Source organism: Sinomonas sp. T428B (assembly GCF_056780155.1).
Map to the genome: position 1 here is coordinate 2,065,098 of NZ_JBRAZR010000001.1, position 25,430 is coordinate 2,090,527.

Sequence of the window (25,430 nt, forward strand, 5' to 3'; positions counted from 1 at the left end):
GTCTGGCAAGCCCGCCAGCCCAGGCACAACCAAGCGAAAGAGTTCTAGCGGTGACCGAAAGTCAGAAATCCGACGACGCCGCGGCCCCCTCGGCCGCACCTGTTCCCTCCCCCGCGGCCTTCGCCGCCAAGCCGAAGCCTGCGGCGCCGTCCGCCCCGGCCGCCGCCCCGGCCGCGCCGTCCGTCTCGCTCGCCGAGGCCTCGAAGTGGGGCCGCGTCGAGGGCGACGGCCACGTGTTCCTGACCGTCGACGGCGAGGAGCACCCGGTCGGCCAGTATCCCGGCGTGTCCGCGGACGAGGCCCTCGCCTACTTCGCGCGCAAGTATGAGGACGTCCTCGCGCAGATCGTCCTGCTCGAGCAGCGCGTGAGCACCCACGCCAACGCGGCCGACGTCCGCAAGGGCGTCGAGCACCTGCGGGCCCAGCTCGCCGAGCGGTCCATGGTCGGCGACATTCGCTCCGCCGAGGCCCGCCTCGACGCGCTCGAGGCCGCCCTCGCCGACGCCGAGGCGCACGAGAAGGCCGCGCATGATCAGGCCCGCGCCGAGGAGCTCGCCAAGCGCGAGGCCATCGTCGCCGAGGCCGAGCAGATCAGCGCCCAGGACCCCGAGCGGACGCAGTGGAAGGTCAGCGGCGCCCGGATGAACGAGCTGTTCGAGGCCTGGAAGACCTCGCAGAAGTCGGGCCTGCGCCTCGGCCGCACCGCCGAGGACGCCCTCTGGAAGCGCTTCCGCGCCGCGCGCACGCAGTTCGACCGGCACCGCCGGGCGTACTTCTCGCAGCTGGACAGCATGAACGCCCAGGCCAAGTCGGTCAAGGAGAAGCTCATCGCCGAGGCGGAGACGCTCCAGAGCTCCCAGGAGTGGGGCTGGGCCGCGGGCGAGTACCGCCGGCTCATGGACGCCTGGAAGGCGGCCCCCCGGGCGAGCCGCAAGGAGGACGACGCCCTCTGGGCGCGGTTCCGCGCCGCGCAGAACGTCTTCTTCGAGGCCCGCAAGGCGGCCAACGACGCCGTCGACCGCGAGTACGAGGCCAACCTCAAGGTCAAGGAGCAGCTCCTGGCCGAGGCCCAGAAGCTCCTCCCGGTCACCGACCTCGCCGCGGCCAAGCGCGCGCTCCAGTCGATCCGGGACCGGTGGGAGGACGCCGGCCGGGTTCCGCGCGCCGACATGGGCCGGATCGAGGCGGGCTTCCGCAAGATCGAGGACGCCATCACGCACGCCGAGCAGGAGAACTGGCGCCGCACGGACCCTGAGACGAAGGCCCGCACCGACTCCGCCCTGAGCCAGCTCGAGTCGTCGATCGAGGCCCTCGAGGCGGAGATCGCCGAGGCCGAGCGCAAGGGCGACTCCCGCGCCGCCTCGAAGGCCCGTGAGGCCCTCGAGGCCCGCCGCTCGTGGCTCGACCAGCTCCGGAAGTCGGCGAACGAGCTCGCCTGAGCCCCCGCCCTTGCGCACGCAGTCACCGGGCCCCGCGCCGCACTCGCCGAGTACGCCGCGGGGCCCGCTGCTTTGTCCCTGCCTGCCTGAGGTTGTCCACAGGCCCGCGGCCGTGTCCAGCGCCGGGCCGCCGGGAGCGGGCATGATGTCCCCATGCCCAGCGCCCCTCCACCGCACCCCGTCCCCGGCGGAGCCCCGGTGCTTGTCGCTGGCCTGCCCTTCACCGCCGTCGAGCTCCAGGCCATGGAGGCCGACGGCGTCCTGCGCCGCAGCGTCGGCGGCGCCTATGTGCCGGCGCTGGCCGCGGACGGGCCGGAGCTCCGGGCTCGCACGATCGCGGTCCTACTGCCCGAGCGGGTCCGGGCCCGGACCGTGGCGGGCCGGCTGACCGCGGCGTGGGTCTACGGCTGCGCGCCCGCGCCCGAGACGCCGGTCATGCTCGTCGAGAGCTCGCACCGGATCTCGGGCCTGCGCTCCTCGAGCCGTCTGCTCGTGCACGAGGTCAGCTTCGGGCCGTTCGACGTGATCGAGCTCGGTGGGCTCCAGGTCACCGCCCCGCTGCGCACCGCCGTCGACCTCGCGGTGCACGGCGAGGACCTGCGCGCGGTGCCGGCGCTGCGGAGGATGCTTGCCCAGCCGGGCCTCGGCCTCACGCTCGGCCTCGTGGCGAGGGCGCTCGAGGCGCTGCCCCGGCAGCCGCACAAGGAGAGGGCTCGCCGGACGCTCGCCCGGCTGCGCCCGGGACGGGAGGGCTAGTCAGCCGCGGCGCCGGTTGCCCGTGGTGCGGTAGACGTCGAAGACGCCGTCGATCCGGCGCACGGCGCTCAGGACGTGGCTGAGGTACTTCGGGTCGCCCATCTCGAACGCGAACCGGGAGACGGCCAGGCGGTCGGTCGAGGTGTGCACGTGGGCGGAGAGGATGTTGACGTGGTTGTCCGAGAGCACGCGCGTGACGTCGGAGAGGAGGCTCTTGCGGTCGAGGGCCTCGACCTGGATCTCGACGAGGAACACGCTCGACTGCGTCGGTGCCCAGTCGACCTCGACCATGCGGTCCGGCTCCGCCCTCAGGCCCGCGACGTTCGTACAGTCCGAGCGGTGCACCGACACGCCGGAGCCCCGCGTGACGAAGCCGACGATCGGATCCGGCGGGACGGGCGTGCAGCAGCGGGCCAGCTTGACCCACACGTCGCCGACCCCGCGCACGATCACGCCGGAGTTCGAGTACCGCGGCGGGATGCTGCCCTTCGTCGGCGCGATGGTCTCGGCGATGTCCTCGGCGGCCCCCGCGGCGCCCCCGAGGCTGTCGACGAGCTTCTCGACGACGGACTGCGCCGACGCGTGACCGTCGCCGATCCCGGCGTAGAGGCCCGCGATGTCCTGGTAGCGGAACTCCTGCGCGACGGCGAGGAGCGCGTCGTGGCTCAGGAGGCGCTGGAGCGGCAGGTTCTGCTTGCGCATGGCGCGCGTGAGCAGCTCCTTGCCCTTGTCGATGGCCTCCTCGCGGCGCTCCTTGGTGAACCACTGGCGGATCTTGTTCCGCGCCCTGGCGCTCTTGACGAAGTGCTGCCAGTCCTGGCTGGGCCCCGCGCCCTCGGCCTTGGAGGTGAAGATCTCGACCCAGTCGCCGTGGTTGAGCTCGCTGTTGAGCGGCACGAGCTTGCCGTTGACGCGCGCGCCGATCGTGCGGTGCCCCACCTCGGTGTGGACGGCGTAGGCGAAGTCGACCGGCGTCGACCCGGCGGGCAGGGCCATGACCTCGCCCTTGGGGGTGAAGACGAAGACCTCCCGGGCGTTGATCTCGAACCGCAGCGAGTCGAGGAACTCCCCCGGGTCCGAGGTCTCCTGCTGCCAGTCCACGAGGGAGCGGAGCCAGCCCATCTCGGAGGCCTTGCCGCTGGGCGTGTGGCTCTGGGCCTGCGGCTGGTCCTTGTACTTCCAGTGCGCGGCCACACCGTACTCGGCGCGGCGATGCATCTCGTGGGTGCGGATCTGGATCTCGACCGGCCTGCCGCTGGGCCCGATGACCGTCGTGTGCAGCGACTGGTACATGTTGAACTTGGGCATCGCGATGTAGTCCTTGAACCGGCCCGGGAGCGGGTTCCACCGCGCGTGCAGTGTCCCCAGGGCGGCATAGCAGTCGCGGACGCTGTCCACGAGCACGCGAACTCCCATGAGGTCGTTGATGTCGTCGAACTCCTTCTGGCGGACGATCATCTTCTGGTAGATCGAGTAGTAGTGCTTGGGCCGGCCCGTGATCTCCGCCTTGATCTTGGCCGTGCGCAGGTCGTCGGCGATCTGGGCGCGGATCACGGAGAGCTGCTTCTCGCGCTCGGGGGTCCGCGCGCCGACCATGCGCACGATCTCCTCGTACACCTTCGGGTACAGGGCCGCGAAGGAGAGGTCCTCGAGCTCCCACTTGATCGTGTTCATGCCGAGCCGGTGCGCGAGCGGGGCGAAGATCTCGAGCGTCTCGCGGGCCTTGCGTGCGGAGGACTCGGGCGAGACGAAGCGCCACGTGCGGGCGTTGTGCAGGCGGTCGGCGAGCTTGATGACGAGGACCCGGATGTCCTTGGCCATCGCCACGACCATCTTGCGCACCGTCTCCGACTGGGCGGCGTCGCCGAACTGGACCTTGTCGAGCTTGGTCACGCCGTCGACGAGCATGGCCACCTCGGGCCCGAAGTCCCGGCGGAGGTCATCGAGCGTGTAGGGAGTGTCCTCGACGGTGTCGTGCAGGAGCGCCGCGGCGAGCGTCGTGCCCGTCATGCCGAGCTCGGCGAGGATCGTCGCGACGGCGACGGGGTGCGTGATGTAGGGGTCGCCGCTCTTGCGCTTCTGCCCCTGGTGGCTCCGCTCCGCGACCTCGTAGGCCCGCCGGATGAGGTCGAAGTCCTCGCGCGGGTTGTTGGCCCGCACGGTCCGAAGGAGCGGCTCGAGGATGGGCGAGTGCGCGCTCGGCCCGCGGCCCGTGAGCCGGGCGAGCCGTGAGAACGTCCAGTCCCGCCGGCCCAGGGCCGGGCGCTCGAGCAGGCTGTTGCCGCCCAGTGGCATAGGCGCCGGATTCAGTGCCGAATCCGCGGCTGGGGCGGCCGGGGCGGGGGGCGCGGTGGGCGCAGACGACGCCGGGCCGGGGCGGCCGCTCTGGGCCGCACCGGGGGCCCCGGGCTGGGCCGGGGACGACGTCGGACGCTCGACCACTGATGGCACCTCCACTACTGACGACGGGTTGCCCTCAGTGTATGCCCGAGAGCGGGGCTCAGACGCCCGCAGTCGCCGTCGACCGCCGCGAGCGGACCCGCTCCGCCTGCTTGACGAGCTCGGGCTCGCGCTCGCGCAGCCACGCGTACATCGGGGCAGCGATGAAGATCGTCGCCGCCGTGCCGATGAGGATGCCCACGAAGAGCGCGAGGGAGAGGTCCCGCAGCGTGCCGGCTCCGAGGAGGCCAGCGCCGATGAAGAGGATCGCGGCGACCGGCAGGACGGCGACCATCATGGTGTTGATCGAGCGCACGAGGGTCTGGTTCACCGCGAGGTTGACCTCCTCGGCGAAGGTCCGCCTGGTCGAGGCGGAGATGTCGGCGGTGTTCTCGCGGATCTTGTCGAACACCACGACGGTGTCGTAGAGCGAGTAGCTCAGGATCGTCAGGAAGCCGATGATGGCCGACGGCGTGACCTCGAAGCCGCTCGCGGCGTAGACGCCGCCGGTGATCGCCATCGTGACGAACATGCCCGTGAGGGCCGAGAGGGACATCTTCCACGTCCGGAAGTACAGGGCCATGAGGACGGCCGCGAGGAAGACGAACACGAAGAAGCCGATCGTGGCCTGCTGCGTGACGTCGGCGCCCCACGTAGGCCCGACGAAGGACGAGGTCACGTTCTCCTCGCCGACCCCGTAGGAGGACGCGAGGTTGGACTTGACCTCGAGCGTCTCGTCATCGGTGAGCTGGTCCGTCTGGACGCGCATCGTGCCCGGGGCGATGTTGGCCACGCGCGGGGCGTTGCCGGGCGCGACGGCGTTGACGGCCTGCTCCCCGAGGCCCGGGTCGGTGTCGGAGACCTGCGAGACACGGAACTCGCTGCCGCCGCGGAACTCGATGCCGAGGTTGAACCCGCCCGTGAGCACGGGGATGAGGATGGACACGAGCACGAGCGCGCCCGCGATGGCGAACCACAGGCGCTTGTGCGGCCCGACGAAGTCGTAGGAGCGCTTGCCCGTGTACAGCTCGTTGCCGAAGCGCGCGAAGAAGGTGGACATCAGTTCTGCTCCTCTTTCCGCTCGGACGCGCGGCCGGCCCGGCCGGAGGCGGAGGACATCTCCGACTGCCTCTGGGCCTCGGCGGCGCGGCGCTCGGCGATGGTCATGCGGCGGCCGGCCTCGCCTGCGGCGGCTGCGTTCTTCGGCCTGCGTGCGCTCTGGGCGGCCTCGGAGGCCTCGCGCAGGCGGCCGGCGCCGCGGTACAGCGGCACGGCGCCCAGCCGCTCGGGGTCGAGGCCCGAGAAGCGGTGCCCCTCGCCGAAGAAGCGCGTGCGCGCGAGCAGCTGCAGGGTCGGATGCGTGAAGAGGAACACGACGAGGAGGTCCGCGATCGCGGTGAGGCCGAGGGTGAAGGCGAAGCCCCGCACGTTGCCGACGGCGACGAAGTAGAGCACGACGGCGGCCAGCAGGTTGACGGCCTTGGAGGCGAGGACGGTGCGCTTGGCCCGCTTCCAGCCGTTCTCGACGGCCGAGACGAGGCCGCGCCCCTCGCGCAGCTCGTCGCGGATGCGCTCGAAGTAGACGATGAACGAGTCAGCCGTCTGGCCAATGGCCACGATGAGGCCGGCCACGCCGGCGAGGGAGAGCCGATAGTTCTCGGTCCAGCCCAGGATCGCGATCGCGAGGTAGGTCAGGGCGCCGGCGACGACGAGCGAGGCGATCGTGACGAAGCCCAGGGCCCGGTACTGGAAGAGGGAGTAGACGATGACGAGCAGGAGGCCGATCCCGCCCGCGAGGAGGCCCATGCGCAGCTGCTCGCCGCCGAGCGTCGCGGAGATCTGCTCCTCGCTCTGGATGTCGAAGCTGATCGGAAGGGCACCGTAGCGCAGCTGGTCGGAGAGCGTCTTGGCCGTGGCCTCGGTGAAGCTTCCGGTGATCTGGGGGCGGCCGTCGGTGATGACCGCGAGGGAGCGCGGCGCCGAGATGACCTTGTCGTCGAGGACGATCGCGAACTGGGAGCGGACGTCGTTGGGGTCTGCGACGTAGAAGCCGTTGAGCCGCTGCGTGACGGCCTTGAACTTCTCCGTGCCGGACTCGTTGAACTGGATGTTGACGGCCCACTCGTTCGTGACGGCGCCCTGGCGGCCCTGCTGGAGCTGGAAGGTCGAGCCGGCGATGTCCGTGCCGACGACCTCGACCGGGCCGAGGATGTACTTGATGGGGCCGCCGATGTTGCTCCCGCCCTCGCACGTCACGAGCGGCTTCGCAGGGTCGGAGCGCTCGGTCTTCTCGGGCAGGGCGCCCGTGCAGTCGAGGGCCTCGAACTGGCGGTAGACGTCGGCCGTGATCCAGTTCTGGTCGCTCGCATTCGCGGGGGCGGCCGTGGGCTTGGGGAGCTGCTCCTCGGGGGTCCGCTGGTCCTCGGGCACGGCGCCGGGGTTGCCCGCGGCAAGCACGGGGCGGAAGTTCATGTCTGCCGAGGCCTGGATGAGCTGGCGCGTCTCGCCGGACGGCGTGCCCGGGAGGCTCACGACCACGTTCCGCCCGGACTGCGTGCTGATCTCGGCCTCGGCGACGCCGGAGCCGTCGACGCGCTGGCGGATGATCTCGACCGCCTGGTCGAGCTGCTCCTGGCTGATCTGCGAGCCGCCCGAGACCTTGGGCGCGAGGATCATCTGGGTGCCGCCCTCGAGGTCGAGCGCGAGCTTGGGCGCCCACGAGGCCTGCCCCGCGAGGGTGCCGCCGGCGAGCACGCCGGTGAGCGCGATGAGGATGACGCCCAGCCAGACGAGCGTCTTGAGTCCCGGCCTCGTGCGGGATCGTGCCATGGTGGTCCTTCGGTCGGGGTCGCGGCGCCGGCGAAAGCGGTGCGCGGGCACTGGGCATCACTGCCGCCCGGGAACGGTCCCGGGCGGCGCGGCGATGGCTACTTCTGGTTCTTGTCCTCGCCGTTGAGGCGCTTGAGCGTCTCCTCGGGGGTCTCGGAGAGCTGCTCCTGCGGGGTGCCCGCGTCCGCAGCGGGCTTGCCGAGGCCGAGCGGCGTCGACGTGGAGGCCGTCGGGCCAGACACCACCGGGCCGGCCTCGGGGGCCTCGGCCGGGGCGGCGGCCTCCCCCGCCACAGGGGCGCCGGGCTCGACGGCGGCCGGCTCGACGATCTTGGTCACGGCCTGGCGGTGCACGGTGGCCTGGCTCCCCGGGCTCAGCTCGAGGACGACCTTGTTCTCGGCGTCGTCGATGGCGACGATGCGCCCGTAGAGGCCGAAGCTCGTCATGACCTCGACGCCGGGGGCGAACTTCGACTGCATCTCGGCCTGCTGCTGCTGGGCCTTCTTGTTCCGGCGGAACATCGAGAAGATGAAGAAGGCGAAGACGGCCAGCAGGAGGATGGTCATCAAGTCCATGAGAGGTCCAATCTGTCGGAAGGCCCGGGAGGCGTGCGGCCGCCTGCGGGCACAGCATAGTGGCCCCCGCCGTGGCGGGAGGCGTGTACCCAGTCTAAGCGCACGGGCTTGGCCGGGCGCTCAGGGAGCGGCGTCGGAGGAGTCCTCCGGGCCCTCCTCTGAGCCCGGGCCAAAGAGGGTTGCGCTGTCCGCGAACGGGGCGCCCGCGGGCACCGGCAGTCCGAGATGCGCGTAGGCGAGCGGGGTCGCGATGCGGCCCCGCGGTGTGCGGCCCATGAGACCCTCGCGCACGAGGTATGGCTCGGCGACGGTCTCGACCGTCTCGGGCTCCTCCCCGACGGCGATCGCGAGCGTCGAGAGTCCCACGGGCCCGCCGCCGAACTTCGTCGCGAGGGCCGTGAGCACCGAGCGGTCGAGCCGGTCGAGCCCCTTGGCGTCCACCTCGTACATGTCCAGCGCCGCGGCAGCGGAGCGCGCATCGATCTCGGCGATCCCGTGCACGAGCGCCCAGTCGCGGACGCGCCGCAGGAGGCGGTTGGCGATGCGGGGCGTCCCCCGGGACCGCCCTGCCACCTCGGTGAAGCCGGCGGAGGTCACGCGGAGGTCGAGGAGCCCCGCAGAGCGGCGCAGCACGAGCTCGAGCTCCTCGACGGAGTAGAACTCGAGGTGCCCCGTGAACCCGAACCGATCCCGCAGGGGGCCGGGCAGGAGCCCGGCCCGGGTCGTCGCTCCAACGAGGGTGAAGGGCGGCAGCTCGAGCGGGATCGCCGTCGCGCCCGCGCCCTTGCCCACCACGATGTCGACGCGGAAGTCCTCCATCGCCATGTAGAGCATCTCCTCGGCGGGCCGCGACATGCGGTGGATCTCGTCGAGGAAGAGCACCTCGCCCTCGGTGAGCGAGGACAGGATCGCGGCGAGATCGCCGGCGTGCTGGATGGCGGGGCCGGAGGAGATGCGCAGCGGGGCGTTCATCTCCGCCGCGATGATCATGGACAGCGTCGTCTTGCCGAGGCCGGGCGGGCCGGACAGGAGCACGTGGTCCGCCGTGCGGCCCCTCAGGCGGCTGGCCTCGAGCACGAGCGAGAGCTGCCGGCGCACGCGCGCCTGGCCGACGAACTCGTCGAGGAACTTGGGCCTGAGCGCCGCCTCGATGACGCGCTCCTCGGGCTCCTCCCCGCTCGAGACGAGGGACGCCTCAGCCACGGGCGCCCGCCTTCACGCCGGGCCTCGCGCCCTGTCCGAGCCAGCGAAGCGTCGCGCGGAGGATCTCGGGGACACTCCCCGTCTCGGCGAGCTCGGGCTGGTCGGCCAGCGCCCGGTCGATGTTCGCGGATGCGTCCTTCTCGCTCCAGCCGAGCGAGGCCATCGCCTCGACGACCCGGGCCCTCCACGCCTCCTCGCCGGCGGCGGCCGGCAGCACGGGGGCGGGCTCGCCCGGGGTGCCGAGGGGCACGAGCTTGCCCTTGAGCTCGAGGACGAGGCGTGCGGCGACCTTGGGCCCGATCCCCGGGACCTTCGTGAACGCCTTCGAGTCCTCGGAGTGCGCCGCGACGCGGACCGCTTCGGGGCTGTGCACGGCGAGCACGGCCAGGGCCAGACGAGGCCCGACGCCCGAGACCCCGAGCAGCACCTCGAACACCTCGCGCGCGCCGGGATCCTCGAAGCCGAACAGCGTGAGCGAGTCCTCACGCACCACGAGGTACGTGTGCACCGTAGCCTCGGCACCCTCGCGCAGGCCGGCCAGAGTCTGCGGCGTCGCCCAGAACGCCATGCCGACGCCGTTGACATCGATCACCGCCGAGGACAGGCCAACATGGGCCACGGGCCCGCGGAGGAAGCTGATCACGAGAACTCCTTGTCACCCGAACATATCTACGAGAACTCTAGCGGCCGACGGCGCCGGGCTGGCTCATCTGCCGCGGCGCGCCCGCCCTTTCCGCCACCCTGGTCCTGCTCGGCTACCTGCCGCGGCGGGCTTTCGCTTCCGCCCGCCCTTTCCGCCACCCTGGTCCTGGTCGGCTTATCTGCCGCGGCGGGCTTTCGCTTCCGCCCGCCCTTTCCGCCACCCTGGTCCTGCTCGGCTTATCTGCCGCGCCGCGCCTTCGCTTCCGCTTCCTGCCACGCCCTCTGCGCCGGCGTCAGCGCCGTCGCCGTCATTGCCGTCGTGCGCCCGACGGCGGATGGCGAGCCGGGCGCGCTCCCCCGCCACGCGTGGGCCAGGGCGAGCGCGAGGGCGTCGGCGGCGTCGGCCGGGCGCGGCGGCGTCTCGAGCCGGAGAATCTTGGTCACCATCCGCGTCACGGCGGCCTTGTCCGCCCGCCCGCTGCCCGTCACGGCGGCCTTGACCTCCGACGGCGTGTGCAGCGCGACCGGGATCCCGCGGCGGGCAGCCGCCGCGATGATGATCCCCGAGGCCTGCGCGACGCCCATGACGGTGCTCACGTTGAGCTGGGAAAAGACCCGCTCGACGGCGACGACCCCCGGGGTGTAGCGGTCGAGCCACTCCTCCATCGCGCTCGCGATCGCGAGCAGGCGCGCGTCGAGGGGCTGCTGGGCGTCCGTGCCCACGACCCCGACGCCGACGAGGGTCGCCGTGCGGTCGCGGTGGATGTCCACGACCCCGAGCCCGCAACGCGTGAGGCCCGGGTCCACGCCCAGCACGCGCAGGGGGGACCCGGGCCTCACACGGGTGCCGTCGGCGGTCCCGGCGGCGTCGTCGGGCATCCGGGCAGGGCCGGCCATTCCTCAGTCGTCCTCGAGGGCCGCCATGACCTCGTCGCTCACGTCCGCGTTCGTGTACACGTTCTGCACGTCGTCGAGGTCCTCGAGGGCGTCGACGAGGCGCACGAACTTGCGTGCGCCGTCGGCGTCGAGCTGGACCTCCATGGAGGGGACGAACTCGACCTCGTCGGTCTCGTACTCGATGTGTCCCTCGGTGAGTGCGTCGCGAATGGCCTGCAGGTCCGCCGGCTCGGAGTAGACGATCCAGTTCTCGCCGCCGTCCTTGACCTCCTCGGCGCCCGCCTCGAGCACGGCCATGAGGACGTCGTCCTCGGAGAGGCCGTTCTTCGGCAGGCTCACGACGCCCTTGCGGGTGAAGAGGTAGTTGACCGAGCCCTGGTCCGCCATGCTGCCTCCGTTGCGGGTCACGGCGAGGCGCACGTCCGCAGCGGCGCGGTTGCGGTTCTCGGTGAGGCACTCGATGAGCAGCGCGGAGCCCTGGGGGCCGCGGGCCTCGTACATGATCTCCGTGTACTCGATGGCCTCGCCGGTCAGGCCCGCCCCGCGCTTGATTGCGCGGTCGATGTTGTCGTTCGGGACCGAGTTCTTCTTGGCCTTGCTGACGGCGAGGTCGAGGGCCGGGTTGCCGGAGACGTCAGGCCCGCCGAGGCGCGCCGCGACCTCGATCGTCTTGATGTACTTCGCGAACGCCTTGGCCCGCTTGGCGTCGATGGCGGCCTTCTTGTGCTTGGTGGTCGCCCATTTGGAGTGGCCGGACATGCCTACGCTTCTCCCTTGATCATGCGGATGAAAAGTTCATGGATCCGTGTCTCGCCCGTCACCTCGGGGTGGAACGATGTCGCGAGCAGCCGCCCTGAACGAACTGCGACAATTCTAGCCTTGCCCTCCAGCGTCGCCGTGTGGGACGCGTGCTGCGGGTCGACCTCTGCGAGCACCTCGACGCTCGGCCCGACCCGCTCGACCCACGGGCCCCGGATGAACACCGCGTGCACGGGCCCGCCCGTCTGGTCGACCTCCTTGAAGTCGAGGTCCGTCTCGAAGGACTCGCGCTGGCGCCCGAACGCGTTGCGCCGCACCGTGATGTCGAGGCCGCCGAAGGTCTCCTGGGCGTGGCCCGAGAGGTCCTTGGTCGGATCGGCGATCTCGTCGGCAAGCAGGATCATGCCCGCGCACGAGCCGTACACGGGGAACCCCTCGGCGATCTTGGCCCGCAGGGGCTCCGCGACGCCGAACGCGCGCGCGAGCTTGTCGATCGTCGTCGACTCCCCGCCGGGGATCACGAGCCCGTCGATCCCGTCGAGCTCCTCGGGGCGGCGGACCTTGACCGCGCGGGCTCCTGCGGTCTCAAGGGCGGCCAGGTGCTCTCGGACGTCGCCCTGCAGGGCGAGGACGCCGACGACGGGAGGGTCCGGGACAAACGGGGGTGCGGAAGTCACCTGTCCAGTGTAGTCAAGGCCGTGAGGCTCCTTTCCCGGCCCCACCCGAGGGCTTCCCGGCATCCCGCTCCGGCCCTCTCCATGGAGCGCCGGTAGCATGGAGCGCGGGACCTGACGGACGAGAAGATGAGGTTGCACCTATGTGCGGAATCGCCGGCTACTACGGCTTCGGGCAGGACGAGACTCTCCTGAAGGAGATGAACAGCTGCATCGAGCACCGGGGGCCCGACGGCGAGGGGTACTTCTCGGAGGGCAGCGTCGGCCTCGCGCATCGGCGGCTCGCGATCGTCGACGTCGCCCACGGGCAGGAGCCGATGGTGAGCGCCGACGGCGCGACCGTCCTCGTGTACAACGGCGAGGTCTACAACTACCGCGAGCTGCGCGCCGAGCTCGAGGCGCTCGGCCGCTCGTTCCGCACGGCGTCGGACACCGAGGTCGTGCTCCAGGCCTACGAGGAGTGGGGCACCGACGCGTTCGACCGCTTCAATGGCATGTTCGGCCTCGCCCTGTTCGACCGCCACCGCAACCAGCTCGTCCTGGCGCGCGACCACTTCGGCATCAAGCCGCTCTACTGGGCCAACGCCGGGACCGAGGCCGAGCCGAAGCTGCTCTTCGCCTCCGAGATCCGCCCGATCCTCGCCACCGAGCACATCGAGGCCGCGCCCAACGAGCGCATCCTCTACCGCTACCTCAGGTTCCGCATCCACGACGACACGGCGGAGACGTTCTTCGCCGGCGTCAACAAGCTCCTCCCAGGCGAGATGATGACGGTGGACCTCGGCACGGGCCGGTTCCGCATCTCGTCCTACACCCGACTGCGCGAGGAGCTCGAGGAGCTCTCGAAGGTCAACACGCCCTACACGCCCGAGGTCGTCGACGAGTACCGGCGCCGCTTCACCGAGGCCGTCCGCCTCCGGCTCAACTCCGAGGTACCCGTCGGCAGCGCCCTCTCGGGCGGGCTCGACTCCTCGGCCGTCGTCGTGACGATCAACAAGCTCATGCAGGAGAACGCCGAGGGCCTTGAGGCCGTCGGCGCCAAGCAGAACACGTTCAGCGCCGTCTTCCCCAACTCGATCAACGACGAGGAGGCGTACGCGGACGCCGCGATCCACGCGTGCCGCGGGAACATCGCCGGCCACAAGATCAAGCCGACCCCCGAGGGCTTCGCCGCGGACCTGGAGGACTTCGTCCGCACGATGGAGGAGCCCATCATCTCCTCCGGCCCCTACGCGCAGTACTGCGTCATGAAGGAGGCCAGGAAGCACGTCACGGTCCTCCTCGACGGGCAGGGTGCCGACGAGATGATGGCCGGCTACATCCCCTACTACTTCGCGTACCTGCGCCAGCTCAAGGCCGCCGGCGACTACGCGACGCTGGCCAGGGAGACCCGGAACAGCCTCGACGTCTTCTACCGCCTCGGCCGGTTCCGGTTGGCGGGCATGGTGAGCGGGAAGAAGACCGTGGGCATGGGCTCGCTCCTCAAGCGGGACTGGGCCAAGAAGTTCAGCGGCGAGTCCTTCACGAACATCCCGGACAACCTCAAGCTGCGCCTCATCGACGACCTCTTCGCCAAGTCGCTGCCCTCGCTCCTGCGCTACGAGGACAAGAACACGATGCGCTTCTCGCTCGAGGGCCGCGTGCCGTTCCTCGACAAGGAGGTCGTCAAGTACCTCTTCAGCCTCTCCGACGAGGCGATCATCAAGGAGGGCTGGAACAAGCGCGTCCTGCGCGACGCGACGCGCGGGCTCCTGCCGGAGGTGATCAGCAACCGGCGCAACAAGATCGGCTTCACGACCCCGGAGGCCGAGTGGTTCCGCCTCATGAAGGAGCGGATCTACAAGGTCTTCATGTCCAACTCGTTCTACAGCCGGCCGTACTGGGACCGCGAGGCGGTCCTGACGGCGTTCGAGGAGTACCTCAACGGCAAGAACGACGCCGACACGATGGTCTTCTGGCGGCTGCTCAACGTCGAGCTGTGGTTCCGCGAGTTCATCGACAAGGACGAGGCCCCGGCCGACGTCGCGGTGGGCAAGAGCGACTACGAGGCGAACCCGGGCAAGGAGCTCGACATCGTCTCCGCAGGGACCACGTACCGGCGCTTCCCGCTCCAGACGGACGTGTTCGCGCGCGAGACCGAGCTGGCCCCGGCCGTCACGGGATACGTCAAGCGCTTCTTCGACGGCCTGCCCTCGGCCCCCCAGGAGGCGCGTGCCGCCGTCGACCGCCGCCAGTGGTACCTGCTCGTGAGCGAGAAGATCGTCGCGATCACCCAGGGCCGCTCCTTCCCCGTCTGGGAGATCAAGGTCTCCCCCGCCGCCCGTGTGCTGAGCAAGTTCGTCACGCGCACCCCGGCGGGCATCGGCCTCGGGAGCCCGTGGTCGATGCAGATCGCCATCGACGAGGTGGGCCTGCCGCTCATCGTCAAGGCGGCCGCCGCCTCGGTGGTCGGCAAGCTCCAGGGCAAGAGCGGCGTCTTCTACGACGTCGTCGGGAACAACATCAACGCGATCGACGGCGCGACGCCGTACAGCCTCGGCGCGGCGAGCAACTCGGTGAAGCTCGCGCCCAAGGACCCCGACGGCGTCGCCCGCGCCCTGAGCGCGGCGGTGCGCGCCGCGCTCCCGGCCGAGGCCCTGGAGACCTTCGGCGGCACGGCGATCATGGACGCGAACGACCTCGGCGTCGTCGTCATGGGCCACGACACGGCGCTGCCGAAGGAGACCATCGCCGGGATGTTCAAGGACAACCCGCAGGGGCAGGGCTCCCAGGCCACCCCGATGTCCCTCGTGTTCGCCCAGGACTGACCCAGGCCAGCCCCGTCGGGGGCCGCGGCGCTTGCCGCGGCCCCCGCTGCGTGAAAGGCTCGCTTCATGGTCAATCCCCTCCTCGAGCCGAGCCCGCTGCCCTACGGCCTCCCGGTGTTCGGCGAGCTCAGCGAAGCGCACTATGCCGAGGCCGTCCGCGCGGGCCTCGCGGAGCACCTTGCAGAGATCGAGGCGATTGCGTCGTCGCCCGAGCCCGCGGACTTCGAGAACACGGCGGTCGCCATGGAGCGCTCCGGGCGGCTACTCGAACGGGCCGTGGCCGCGTTCTCGACGCTCGTCTCGTCCCACGGCACGCCGGAGATCCGGGCCCTCGAGACGGAGCTCATGCCGGAGCTCAGCGCGCACGAGGACGCGATCCACCTCAACCGCGCACTGCATGCGCGCTTCGCCGCCATCGCCACGGACGGGCTCGACCCGGAGTCGGCCCGGCTCGTCTCCGAGTGGCTCGCCGCCTTCCGCCGCGCCGGCGTCGCGCTCGACGACGCGGGCCAGGCGCGCCTGCGCGAGATCAACGCCGAGCTCTCCCGTCTCGGCACCGAGTACGGCCAGCGCGTCGCCGCGGCGATCAACGACGCCGCGATCCTCGTCACCGACGAGGCCGAGCTCGCGGGGATGTCCGACGACGATCGGGCAGCCGCCGCGGAGGCCGCGCGCGAGGCCGGGCACGAGTCGGGGTGGCTCCTGACGTTCATCCAGCCCACGAACCAGCCGCTCCTGGCCGTGCTCGAGGACCGCGGCCTGCGCCGGCGGATCTTCGAGGCGTCCGTGGCCCGGGGCAGCTCCGGCGGCCCGACGGACGTCACCGGCCTCGCGGCCTCGATGGCGCGGCTGCGTGCCGAGAAGGCCGCACTCCTCGGATACAGAGACTTCGCCGAGCTCGCCGTCGACGACCAGACCGCGCCCTCGATCGCTGCCGTGCGCGGCATGCTCGCCCGGCTCGCGCCGGCCGCCGTCCGCAACGCCCACGCGGAGGCCGCGGCGCTCGCCGAGGAGGCGGGCCACGAGCTCGAGCCGTGGGACTGGGCCTTCTACTCCGCGCGCGTGCGCCGCGCCCGGCACTCTGTCGACGAGCAGGCCCTGCGCCCCTACTTCGAGCTCGACCGCGTGCTGCGCGACGGCGTGTTCTATGCCGCCGGCGAGCTCTACGGGCTCCGCTTCGAGGAGCGCCCCGACCTGGAGGGCTACCACGAGGACGTGCGCGTCTGGGAGGTGCTCGACGCCGACGGCTCCGGCCTCGGCCTCTTCCTCGGGGACTACTTCGCGCGCGCGACCAAGCGCGGCGGGGCCTGGATGAACTCCCTCGTCGAGCAGTCCCGGCTTCTGGGCCACCGGCCCGTCGTCGTCAACAACCTCAACGTGCCCAAGCCCCCGCCCGGGGAGCCCGCGCTGCTCACCCTCGACGAGCTGCGCACGGTCTTCCACGAGTTCGGGCACGCGCTGCACGCGCTCCTCTCCGACGTGCAGTACCCGCGCTTCTCCGGGACCAACGTGCCCAGGGACTTCGTGGAGTACCCGTCCCAGGTCAACGAGATGTGGATGCTGTGGCCCGAGGTCGTGGCGAGCTACGCGCGGCACCACGCCACCGGCGAGCCGCTCGACCCCCAGGAGCTCGACCGGCTCGAGGCCGCCCGGCTGTGGGGCGAGGGCTTCGCGACCACCGAGTACCTCGGCGCAGCCCTCCTCGACCTCGCGTGGCACGGGCTCGCGGACGGCGAGGACCCGGGGACCGTGGCCGAGTTCGAGTCGCGCGCGCTCGAGGCAGCGGGCATCGCCCTCCCGCTCGTGCCCCCGCGCTACCGCACGGGCTACTTCCAGCACATCTTCGCGGGCGGCTGGTACGCGGCGGGCTACTGGTCGTACATCTGGAGCGAGGTCCTGGACGCGGACACGGTCGAGTGGTTCAAGGAGAACGGCGGGCTCACGCGCGAGGCCGGCGAGGACTTCCGCCGCGAGCTCCTCTCGCGCGGCTGCTCACGTGACCCGCTCGAGTCCTTCCGCGCCCTGCGCGGCCGGGACGCCGACGTCGCGCATCTCATCGCCCGGCGCGGCCTCGGCTGAGCGGCCGGGGCTGCCTGCCCCTGACGGCCGCTGACAAAGCACGGCGTCACCCCTCCCCCATCCCGCCCCCGCGCGGGAGAGTGGAAGCAGGGCGAGGAGGAGGCCGCCGTGCACGTGTTCAAGGACAGGGTGGAGGCCGGGCGCGAGCTGGCCCGCGCGCTCGAGGACTACCGGGGCCAGGACGTCGTCGTCCTCGGGCTCCCGCGAGGCGGAGTGCCCGTGGCCGCCGAGGTCGCGACCGCCCTCGACGCGCCGCTCGACGTCATCGTGGTCCGCAAGCTCGGCGTGCCGTTCCAGCCCGAGCTCGCCATGGGGGCGATCGGCGAGCATGGCACGCTCGTGACCGACGAGCGCGTGCTCGCGATGTCGGGAGCGACCCCGCGGGAGTTCGCGGCGGTCGAGGCCGAGGAGCGCCGCGTGCTCGACGAGCGCCTCGCCGCGATCCGCGCCCGCCACGCCCCGGTCCCGCTCGCCGGCAGGACGGCGGTCATCGTCGACGACGGCATCGCCACCGGCTCGACCGCGCGCGTTGCATGCCGGATCGCCCGCGAGCTCGGCGCCTCGCGGGTCGTCGTGGCGGTCCCCGTCGGGCCCATAGAGACCGCACAGAGCGTCCCCGAGGCGGACGAGATCGTGTGCCTTTCGACGCCGGCGGTGTTCCGCGCCGTCGGACGCTTCTACCGCGACTTCTCCCCCACGGACGACGGCGAGGTGCTGGCCCTGCTCGAGGCCGCGGCCCGGCGCACGGCCGCGGCGGATCCGGACCCGGACACCACCGGCTCCGGCAGCAACGTCGACGAGGACGTCGAGATCCGGACCGGGGACGCGGTCCTCGGGGGACGCCTCCACCTGCCGCCGGCCGGCGGCGTCGTCGTGTTCGCCCACGGCAGCGGCAGCGGCCGGCACAGCCCACGCAACCGCGCCGTCGCCCGCGTGCTCGAGAGGGCCGGCCTGGGGACCCTGCTCATGGACCTGCTGAGCCACGAGGAGGAGCTCGACCGGCGCGCCGTCTTCGACATCGGCCTCCTCGCCGGGCGGCTCGGCGCTGCGACGGCGTGGCTGCGTGGCCGCACGGGGCCCCAGCGCCCCATCGGCTGGTTCGGGGCGAGCACCGGCGCCGCCGCGGCGCTGTGGGCGGCCGCGGAGCCCGACGCCGGGATCGCGGCCATCGTCTCGCGGGGCGGGCGGCCTGACCTCGCGGGCGAGCGGCTCGGGAGCGTCGAGGCGCCGACGCTGCTCGTCGTCGGCGGGGCGGACACCGAGGTGCTGGCCCTCAACCGGCAGGCGGCTGCCCGCCTGCGCTGCCAGCACCGCCTTGAGATCGTGCCCGGCGCGACGCACCTCTTCGAGGAGCCGGGCGCCCTCGACGTCGTGGCCGAGCTCGCGCGGGACTGGTTCACCCGGCACCTCGCGTAGGCGGGACCGGCGTCGGCCGTGGCGGACACAGACGACGGCGGCCCTCAGCTCGCGTGACGAGGTGCGGGCCGCCGTCGGGCGACGACTGTTCGGTGCGCTGAGGCCTGGAGCAGGCCCAGCCGCGACTGTCTACGGCTGCAGTTGGAGCACGAGCCTTGGCGGGGTCGTCGTCTCTCTGGAGCCGAAGTCGGCCCCGTCGCTGCTGGTGGCGTTGATGCCCAGCGACAGGATGCCGCCAACCTCACCCTGCAGGGCGGACGCAGACAGGGGCACTACATAACCGGTGTTCGCCGTGACCGGTCCGAGGCTGCCCAGCACACTGCTGCCCAAGGCCGGCCTCGTGCTGTACGTGAGGCCGCTCTCCGTCCACGCGTCCTCCGTCACCGGCCTGACATTCTGCGTGCCCACTGAGCCACTCGTCGTCGCCCGCAGTTCGAGCTTCGCGCTGACGATCGTCCTTCCCGCGAGTGGCGACAGATCGAACTTCAGATACGCGTTCTCCACGGGGCTGTTGTCCACGGCGAGCTTCGGGGCCGTCCCGTAGTTCGTCGTCGTCGCCGCGCTGGAGACGTAGGTGTCCGCTGTCGGGGTCAACGTCACCGTCTCCGAGGGCGTCGCGGCCGCGGCCGTCGTGAAAGTCCACGACTTGGCGATGACTGTGTTGCCGGAGGAATCTTTCGCGCCGGTGACCCTCGCGGTGTACTGCGTACCAGGAGTGAGATTGGCGGTGGGATCCAAGGTCGCGGTGTTGTTGCTGAAGGTGACGACCGCGTCCACAGGAGTGGCTGACGTTCCCTCGGTCAGTGTGAACGTCGTCCTGTTGACCGTCGCCGAGTCCATGGCCTCCGAGAACGTCGCCGTGACATTTCCGGTGACCGCCACGTCTGTGGCATTCTCTGCCGGAGTCACCGAGGTCACCGTGGGTGCCGTTGTATCCCCGGGTGGCGGCGTCCCCGTGCCCGATCCCAACTGGAGCACGAGCCTTGGCGGGGTCGGAGTCTCTCTGGAGCCGAAGTCTGCCCCGTCGCCGCTGGTGGTGTTGATGCCAAGCGACAGGATGCCGCCAACCTCACCCTGCAGAACGGACGCAGACAGCGGCACCTCATAACCGGTGTTCGCCGCGACCGGTCCGACACTGCCCAGCACACTGGTGCCCAAGGCCGGCCTCGTGCTGTACGTGAGGCCGCTCTCCGTCCACGCGTCCTGCGTCACCAGCCGGACGTTCTGCGTGCCCGTTGAGCCGCTGGTCGTGGCCCGCAGTTCGAGTTTCGCGCTGACGATCGTCCTTCCCGCGAGTGGCGACAGATCGAACTTCAGATACGCGTTCTCCACCGGGCTGTTGTCCACGGCGAGCTTCGACGCCGTCCCGTAGTTCGTCGTCGTCGCCGCGCTCGAAACGTAGGCGTCCGCCGTCGGTGCCAAGGTCTCCGTTTGAGGCGCCGAGGTGTCGATGACCCACGTTCGCTCCGCAGGAGTTGGGTCCGAGTTTCCCGCCCCGTCGGTCGCTCGCACCGCGAAGACGTGCGAGCCGGCAGCGAGATCAGCGTATTTCTTCGGTGACGCACATCCCTCGAAGGCACCGCCATCCAAGGCACACTCGAAAGTCCCAGGCTCCGTCGCACTGAATGTGAAATCGGCCGAAGTGCTGCTACTGGTCCCTGATGGACCGCCTGTGATCGAGGTATCGGGCGGTGTGGTATCCGGTCCGGGGACTCCTCCCCCGCCCTCTGCTCCTATTTGACGCGGGTCAAACGTGCTGTCCACAAGCAGCCGAGGGCTGAAAGCATCGGCAATCCGCTGCCAGGAGACAAGCTTGTGATTTTGGTTGCCGCTGTTGCCGTTGCCCGCATTGGTGTTGTTGTGGTCCTGGCTCGTGAAAAGTCCAGCGGGATAGGAAGGTCCGAGCGGGAAATTGGTGACATCAATCCCGTCTTGACCATTCACACCGTCGACGCCGCCACCATCCACGATCTTGAAGGAGCCGACGAAGGCGTTGTCACCGCGGTTGTAGATGACGAAGTTGGATCCACCCTGGCTCGATACAATCAGATAACCGGTCCCCTGCCGACCATAGTAAATGGCGGAGTTCTTGACGTTCTCCACTATTCGTCCACCGGTCGCCACGGTGCGATCCACGAGTGTCCGGGTTGAACCGTCCCCGGGCTCAGCTCCGTACCGCCACAGGCCGACTTTCTCCTCGGACACGTAGAGACGTTGCAGCTCATCATCAGCCGAAATGCCTTCGGAGCTGTCGCCGTTGTCGAAAGAACGCACGGCAGTGCCTCGAACCGTTCCATTGGAGCCGTCGAGCTCGAACTGGGTTATCACATTCGTATTGAAGTCATGCACAAAGGCGTAATACTTTCCCGAGACTGGGGAGTGATACATTCCGAAGCCTCGAGGCCTGCCTGGAGTGCTGATGCGCCCCACCTCTGTCAGGGACCGGTCCGCGACGTTCACCTTGTAGAATCGAACGCCGGTCGACTCCACATTCCTCTCCGTCACGCCGACGAGGGCGACGCGCTCACTGCCCAACGGAAAGTTGTACCGGAGATCGACGTTGTTCATGCTGCCGTGCAGGTAGAAATGCAGCTGGCGCCCCGACAGGTCGTAGACCCCCACCCCTCCAGTACTCAGTTTGTCCGTGCCGATCACCACGCTCTGCGACGGGTCAGTGGGGTGTATCCAAATCGCGGTGTCATCTGCCGCGTCACTTGAGCTCGGAACGGGTGTTGTCTCTGCTGACGGAGTCACGAGGATATCCGCCGCGTGCGCTTGCGGGGCGATGAGTACGTTGAGGCCTGCGAGGGCGGCAGCCAAAACCGCGACAAGCAGGGGCCGGAGCAGCGTGGGTGGGTGGCGCAAGGATCCGCCAGCCGTCTGAGTGCGTGGAAAACTAACGGTGTGAGCCATGGATTTCCTATCCGTTGGCCGTGCGCGGCACAAGGGCAGCACCGGGTGCCGGCAGACACCCTTATCACGGCTGGCCGATATAACGGCTCAATCCGGAGGTTATAGACCAGGCAAGCCTGCGGTCATCAGTAGTCAGTACCTGTCTCGTGAGCTGGCACTACCTGTTTCCCTGGGTCCGAGAGAGCCGGCGGTTGCCCGTCTCATGGCGCTTTGGTCGCTCATGATGAACCTGGCAGAGGGGGTCGCCCTTGCGGCCGCGTGGCCGAGTATGGCCTGAAGGCATCAGGCACAGAAACCCGCACCGTTGACAGCATGAAGGGTGCTGAGGCCGAGCCTGACCGATAGCGGCAGCGAGCAACCCGCCCACCCCCGCAGAGCCTTTGTTGGACGGGCACAAATGCAGGCCGACTGGCGAGCGATGTTCGCAGCATTCCCGATTTCCACGCGGAACTGATCCGTTCCGCGAATGGCGGCGACACGACGTGGAGCGAGTCGTCGTGGTCAGGACACGCGTTGTCGGCCGGGACTTCCAAGTCCGCGGAGTGACGCTCCCCTCTAGCGCCTATGAACTTCCCGATGACCCGCCTCTTCGCCCGATTCGTTCGCCAGCAGCCGCACCCCCAAGTACTTGGCGAGGCCCTCGCCGCCCTCGTCCATGAGCATGTTGTGGCTCCACTTGAAGACGGGACGCAGCAGCGGCGCAGTGAGGTTCATCCACCGCTTCCTCGTGCGCACATGCCAGTGGTAGACGACACTGGTCGCTCCACCCTCCTCCGCGAGCTCCCACAGGCCCGTGCCTTCGAGCTGCCCAGTGGACCTCAGTTCGAGGCGCCGCGGCGGCTCGCGCCTGATCGTCTCCGTCTCGAAAGTCAGGGAGTACAGCAGTTTGGTAGTGGTGTGGATGCGGTAGACGCTCCCAATGCCCTCACGGTCGCCCTCCCTGACGAGGGTCACTACGGTGAAGTGCGGCCACCACGTCGGATACGAGTGCGGATCCGCAATCGCATCCCAGACCCGTTGGATCGGCGCCTTGAACTGCCATCGGGTGATGAATTGGTAGTCGGCCATAACGCCGCCCCTTCGACATGGAACCGCCCCCAGCCGGGTCACCTGCCACTGAGGTTAACCGTCGGACAAGGTGCGGCCAAGGGTCCGCCCACATTCACCGACGGCTGGCCACAGGGTGGGCCCAGGATGTCACCGCAGGCCTGGATACCCAGCACGATCAACGGAGCCCCAAGGCATCCGCCTTGGGGCTCCGTCAATGCCACCTGTGGATACGGACTCGCACCGCCGGACCAGCGGCGGCACGAGCTTGAAGACCCTCGTGTGTCAGCCTTGCCAGCCGCGCTCCGCGAGGCGGTGGGGCTGGGGGATCTCGTCGACATTGATACTGCGGTCCAAAGTTGACGCCCTAGCTAGAGCTAAGGGAGGAGCCCGTGGTTTCTCTCACTGCCGCGTTCCGCTGTCCGTCTGCAGCACTGATCGGCGTTGTTCACAGGGCAGGTCAGCGCTGTACTGCCATGCGGCCGTCGGCGATCCCGAGCGTCGACGGATGACCCATCTTGGACCACGGCATCAGTGCCGACCGCAGCGCCGAACGAGCGAGGCCCACGCCGCCAGACAATGGCGGCGTGGGCCCGAAACGCCTCGTTTACCAGCGCTTACCAGCCGCGCTCCGCGAGGCGGTGCGGCTGGGGGATCTCGTCGACGTTGATGCCGACCATGGCCTCGCCGAGGCCGCGGGAGACCTTGGCGATCATGTCCGGGTCGTCGAAGAAGGTCGTGGCCTTCACGACGGCCGCGGCGCGCTGGGCCGGGTTGCCGGACTTGAAGATGCCCGAGCCGACGAACACGCCGTCCGCGCCAAGCTGCATCATCATGGCCGCGTCGGCCGGGGTCGCGATGCCGCCGGCGGTGAAGAGCACGACCGGGAGCTTGCCGGTCTCGGCGATCTCCTTGACGAGCTCGTACGGGGCCTGGAGTTCCTTGGCCGCAACGTAGAGCTCGTCCTCGGGAAGCGAGGACAGGCGGCGGATCTCGGCGCGGATCTTGCGCATGTGGGTCGTGGCGTTGGAGACGTCGCCGGTGCCGGCCTCGCCCTTGGAGCGGATCATCGCCGCGCCCTCGTTGATCCGGCGCAGGGCCTCACCGAGGTTCGTCGCACCGCACACGAACGGGACCGTGAAGGCCCACTTGTCGATGTGGTTCTCGTAGTCGGCCGGGGTCAGGACCTCGGACTCGTCGATGTAGTCCACGCCGAGGGACTGCAGGACCTGGGCCTCGACGAAGTGCCCGATGCGGGCCTTGGCCATGACCGGGATCGAGACCGCGTTGACGATCGAGTCGATCATGTCCGGATCGGACATGCGCGACACGCCGCCCTGGGCGCGGATGTCGGCAGGAACGCGCTCGAGGGCCATCACGGCGACGGCGCCGGCGTCCTCGGCGATCTTCGCCTGCTCGACGTTGACGACGTCCATGATGACGCCGCCCTTGAGCATCTCGGCCATGCCGCGCTTGACGCGGTTGCTGCCAGTCGTCGGCGCCGAGGCGTTTGCTTCAGTAGACACGTACTCGTCTTTCTTGTCGCGCGAAAAGCTGGATACGTCTGTGGGGACACCACAGTCTATCCCCGCAGCGGACCGACTGTGACTGGCATGACTTCCAACGGCCCCGCAGACCCTCTAGACGCCTGCACAGGGCCTCAGGCCGCGTGGCCCGTGATGGCCTGCGCCCGCACCGCCGCGATGCGCTGGACGACCGTGACGGCGCTCGCCGCGGCGAGTGCCACGAGGGTCCAGGTCAGGACGGGGACGGGCAGGCCGAGCCCGCACAGGCCCGTGACCACGAGGGTCGCGACGAGCCGCTCGGCGCGCTCGGCGATCCCCACATTCGCGTCGTAGCCGAGAGACTCGGCCTTGGCCCGCGCGTAGGAGACGAGGTAGCCGAGCGCAAGGCACGCTATGGCGAGCACGCCCGTCGCGAAGTGGGCGCCGCCCGCGAAGAACCAGAAGGCGATGCCGGAGAACACGGCCCCGTCCTGGACGCGGTCGAGCGTCGAGTCCAGGAAGCTCCCCCAGCTCCCGCTGCGCCCGGTTCGGCCCGCGAGCCGGGCCATGATCCCGTCGACGACGTCGGAGAAGACGAAGAGGGTGATCGCGATCGTCCCCCAGAAGAGCTCGCCGAGGGGGTACAGGACGAGGGCACTCACCGAGACCCCGATCGTCCCGACGGCCGTCACGGCGTCCGGGGACACGCGCCATCGCAGCAGGAGGGCGGCGAGCGGCGTGAAGAGCCGAGTGAACAGCCTGCGGGCGTGCCTATTCAGCACCCGTCGCCTTCCCGCCGTCCTGCGCGAGCCGCGCGCCGCGGTCGGCCGCCGGGTGTGCCTCCGGCCAGGCCTCGGCGAGGAGCGCCCGGGTCTCCTGGAGCGTCTGCGTGATCTGCTTCGTCTGGGCGATGATCGGCAGGAAGTTCGCGTCCCCGCCCCATCGGGGCACGATGTGCTGGTGGAGGTGGGCCGCGATCCCGGCCCCGCCGGCGTCGCCCTGGTTGATGCCGACGTTGAACCCGTGCGGGCCGGCGACCTTGCGGATCACGCGCATCGCGGTCTGGGTGATCTCCGACATCTCCGCGGTTTCCTCGGCGGAGATGTCCGTGTAGTCGGCCACGTGGCGGTACGGGCAGACGAGCAGGTGGCCCGGGTTGTACGGGAACAGGTTCAGGACCGCGAAGCACGTCACCCCGCGGTGCACGATCAGCGACTCCTCGTCGCTGCGCCCAGGCGCGGCGCAGAAGGGGCACTCGTCCTGGCTCTTGAAGCGGCCCTGCCCGCCCGTCACGTAGGCCATGCGGTGCGGAGTCCACAGGCGCCCGAAGGCGTCCGGCGTCCCGGCCAGCTCGAAGCCGTCCGTCACGTCGCGATCCGGTGCGCTGCCGCTGGGGACAGCCTCCGGCCCGCCTTCCCGCGGGGCCCCCATCCCCGTGGACTCCGCCATG

19 protein-coding genes are annotated in these 25,430 nt (G+C 70.2%); 5 read left to right on the plus strand and 14 right to left on the minus strand.

What is annotated here, in order from left to right; translation table 11 throughout:
• Positions 1 to 2: 2 nt before the first annotated feature.
• Positions 3 to 1,439, plus strand: coding sequence for a DUF349 domain-containing protein (locus ACUYMY_RS09480; protein WP_481705028.1), 1,437 nt, complete (start codon positions 3 to 5; stop codon positions 1,437 to 1,439).
• Positions 1,440 to 1,592: 153 nt separating this feature from the next.
• Positions 1,593 to 2,195 (plus strand): hypothetical protein, encoded by a 603-nt coding sequence (locus ACUYMY_RS09485; RefSeq protein WP_481703325.1) that lies wholly within the window; start codon positions 1,593 to 1,595, stop codon positions 2,193 to 2,195.
• Here ACUYMY_RS09485 and ACUYMY_RS09490 read toward each other — a convergent pair whose 3' ends face one another.
• The 9 genes from ACUYMY_RS09490 to pdxT all read right to left on the minus strand — a co-directional run bounded on the left by ACUYMY_RS09490 (position 2,196) and on the right by pdxT (position 12,216).
• Positions 2,196 to 4,637 carry a RelA/SpoT family protein gene (locus tag ACUYMY_RS09490; protein ID WP_481703326.1) on the minus strand — a complete coding sequence of 814 codons (2,442 nt, stop codon included), beginning with the start codon at positions 4,635 to 4,637 and terminating at the stop codon, positions 2,196 to 2,198.
• Between the two features lie 58 nt (positions 4,638 to 4,695).
• The gene (secF, locus tag ACUYMY_RS09495; RefSeq protein WP_481703327.1) at positions 4,696 to 5,694 is read right to left on the minus strand and encodes a protein translocase subunit SecF; all 999 of its coding nucleotides are present in this window, start codon (positions 5,692 to 5,694) and stop codon (positions 4,696 to 4,698) included.
• Positions 5,694 to 7,463, minus strand: coding sequence for a protein translocase subunit SecD (secD, locus tag ACUYMY_RS09500; RefSeq protein WP_481703328.1), 1,770 nt, complete (start codon positions 7,461 to 7,463; stop codon positions 5,694 to 5,696). The genes secF and secD overlap by 1 nt, the downstream gene beginning before the upstream one ends.
• A 98-nt stretch (positions 7,464 to 7,561) precedes the next feature.
• Positions 7,562 to 8,029 carry a preprotein translocase subunit YajC gene (gene yajC / locus ACUYMY_RS09505; protein WP_481705029.1) on the minus strand — a complete coding sequence of 156 codons (468 nt, stop codon included), beginning with the start codon at positions 8,027 to 8,029 and terminating at the stop codon, positions 7,562 to 7,564.
• A gap of 129 nt (positions 8,030 to 8,158) precedes the next feature.
• Entirely contained in the window at positions 8,159 to 9,241 is a 1,083-nt protein-coding gene (gene ruvB, locus ACUYMY_RS09510) for a Holliday junction branch migration DNA helicase RuvB (protein ID WP_481703329.1), read from the minus strand.
• Positions 9,234 to 9,884, minus strand: a complete 651-nt coding sequence (gene ruvA, locus ACUYMY_RS09515; RefSeq protein ID WP_481703330.1) for a Holliday junction branch migration protein RuvA — start codon at positions 9,882 to 9,884, stop codon at positions 9,234 to 9,236. Before ruvA ends, ruvB begins: the two co-directional genes overlap by 8 nt.
• Positions 9,885 to 10,120: 236 nt before the next feature.
• Positions 10,121 to 10,762 (minus strand): crossover junction endodeoxyribonuclease RuvC, encoded by a 642-nt coding sequence (gene ruvC, locus ACUYMY_RS09520; RefSeq protein WP_481705030.1) that lies wholly within the window; start codon positions 10,760 to 10,762, stop codon positions 10,121 to 10,123.
• A 21-nt stretch (positions 10,763 to 10,783) separates the two neighbouring features.
• Positions 10,784 to 11,539 carry a YebC/PmpR family DNA-binding transcriptional regulator gene (locus ACUYMY_RS09525; protein WP_481703331.1) on the minus strand — a complete coding sequence of 252 codons (756 nt, stop codon included), beginning with the start codon at positions 11,537 to 11,539 and terminating at the stop codon, positions 10,784 to 10,786.
• 2 nt (positions 11,540 to 11,541) lie between these two features.
• A complete protein-coding gene (gene pdxT, locus ACUYMY_RS09530) occupies positions 11,542 to 12,216 on the minus strand; it encodes a pyridoxal 5'-phosphate synthase glutaminase subunit PdxT (RefSeq protein ID WP_481703332.1) in 675 nt (224 codons plus the stop codon).
• Positions 12,217 to 12,356: 140 nt separating this feature from the next.
• On the opposite strand from pdxT, the gene asnB reads away from it, so the two are divergent.
• From asnB to ACUYMY_RS09545, 3 genes are all read left to right on the plus strand, one after another.
• A complete protein-coding gene (gene asnB / locus ACUYMY_RS09535; RefSeq protein WP_481703333.1) occupies positions 12,357 to 15,020 on the plus strand; it encodes an asparagine synthase (glutamine-hydrolyzing) in 2,664 nt (887 codons plus the stop codon).
• A 66-nt stretch (positions 15,021 to 15,086) separates the two neighbouring features.
• Positions 15,087 to 17,099 (plus strand): M3 family metallopeptidase, encoded by a 2,013-nt coding sequence (locus ACUYMY_RS09540; RefSeq protein ID WP_481703334.1) that lies wholly within the window; start codon positions 15,087 to 15,089, stop codon positions 17,097 to 17,099.
• A gap of 108 nt (positions 17,100 to 17,207) precedes the next feature.
• Entirely contained in the window at positions 17,208 to 18,515 is a 1,308-nt protein-coding gene (locus ACUYMY_RS09545; RefSeq protein WP_481703335.1) for a phosphoribosyltransferase family protein, read from the plus strand.
• Positions 18,516 to 18,644: 129 nt separating this feature from the next.
• Here ACUYMY_RS09545 and ACUYMY_RS09550 read toward each other — a convergent pair whose 3' ends face one another.
• The 5 genes from ACUYMY_RS09550 to ACUYMY_RS09570 all read right to left on the minus strand — a co-directional run bounded on the left by ACUYMY_RS09550 (position 18,645) and on the right by ACUYMY_RS09570 (position 25,429).
• Positions 18,645 to 21,428 carry a phytase gene (locus ACUYMY_RS09550; protein WP_481703336.1) on the minus strand — a complete coding sequence of 928 codons (2,784 nt, stop codon included), beginning with the start codon at positions 21,426 to 21,428 and terminating at the stop codon, positions 18,645 to 18,647.
• A gap of 555 nt (positions 21,429 to 21,983) precedes the next feature.
• Positions 21,984 to 22,496, minus strand: a complete 513-nt coding sequence (locus tag ACUYMY_RS09555; protein WP_481703337.1) for an SRPBCC family protein — start codon at positions 22,494 to 22,496, stop codon at positions 21,984 to 21,986.
• Positions 22,497 to 23,092: 596 nt separating this feature from the next.
• On the minus strand, positions 23,093 to 24,001 hold the full coding sequence (gene pdxS / locus ACUYMY_RS09560; RefSeq protein WP_481703338.1) for a pyridoxal 5'-phosphate synthase lyase subunit PdxS: 909 nt from the start codon (positions 23,999 to 24,001) through the stop codon (positions 23,093 to 23,095).
• Between the two features lie 134 nt (positions 24,002 to 24,135).
• Positions 24,136 to 24,762 carry a phosphatidylinositol phosphate synthase gene (pgsA, locus tag ACUYMY_RS09565; RefSeq protein WP_481703339.1) on the minus strand — a complete coding sequence of 209 codons (627 nt, stop codon included), beginning with the start codon at positions 24,760 to 24,762 and terminating at the stop codon, positions 24,136 to 24,138.
• On the minus strand, positions 24,752 to 25,429 hold the full coding sequence (locus ACUYMY_RS09570; protein WP_481703340.1) for an HIT family protein: 678 nt from the start codon (positions 25,427 to 25,429) through the stop codon (positions 24,752 to 24,754). Before ACUYMY_RS09570 ends, pgsA begins: the two co-directional genes overlap by 11 nt.
• Between the last annotated feature and the right edge of the window lies 1 nt (position 25,430).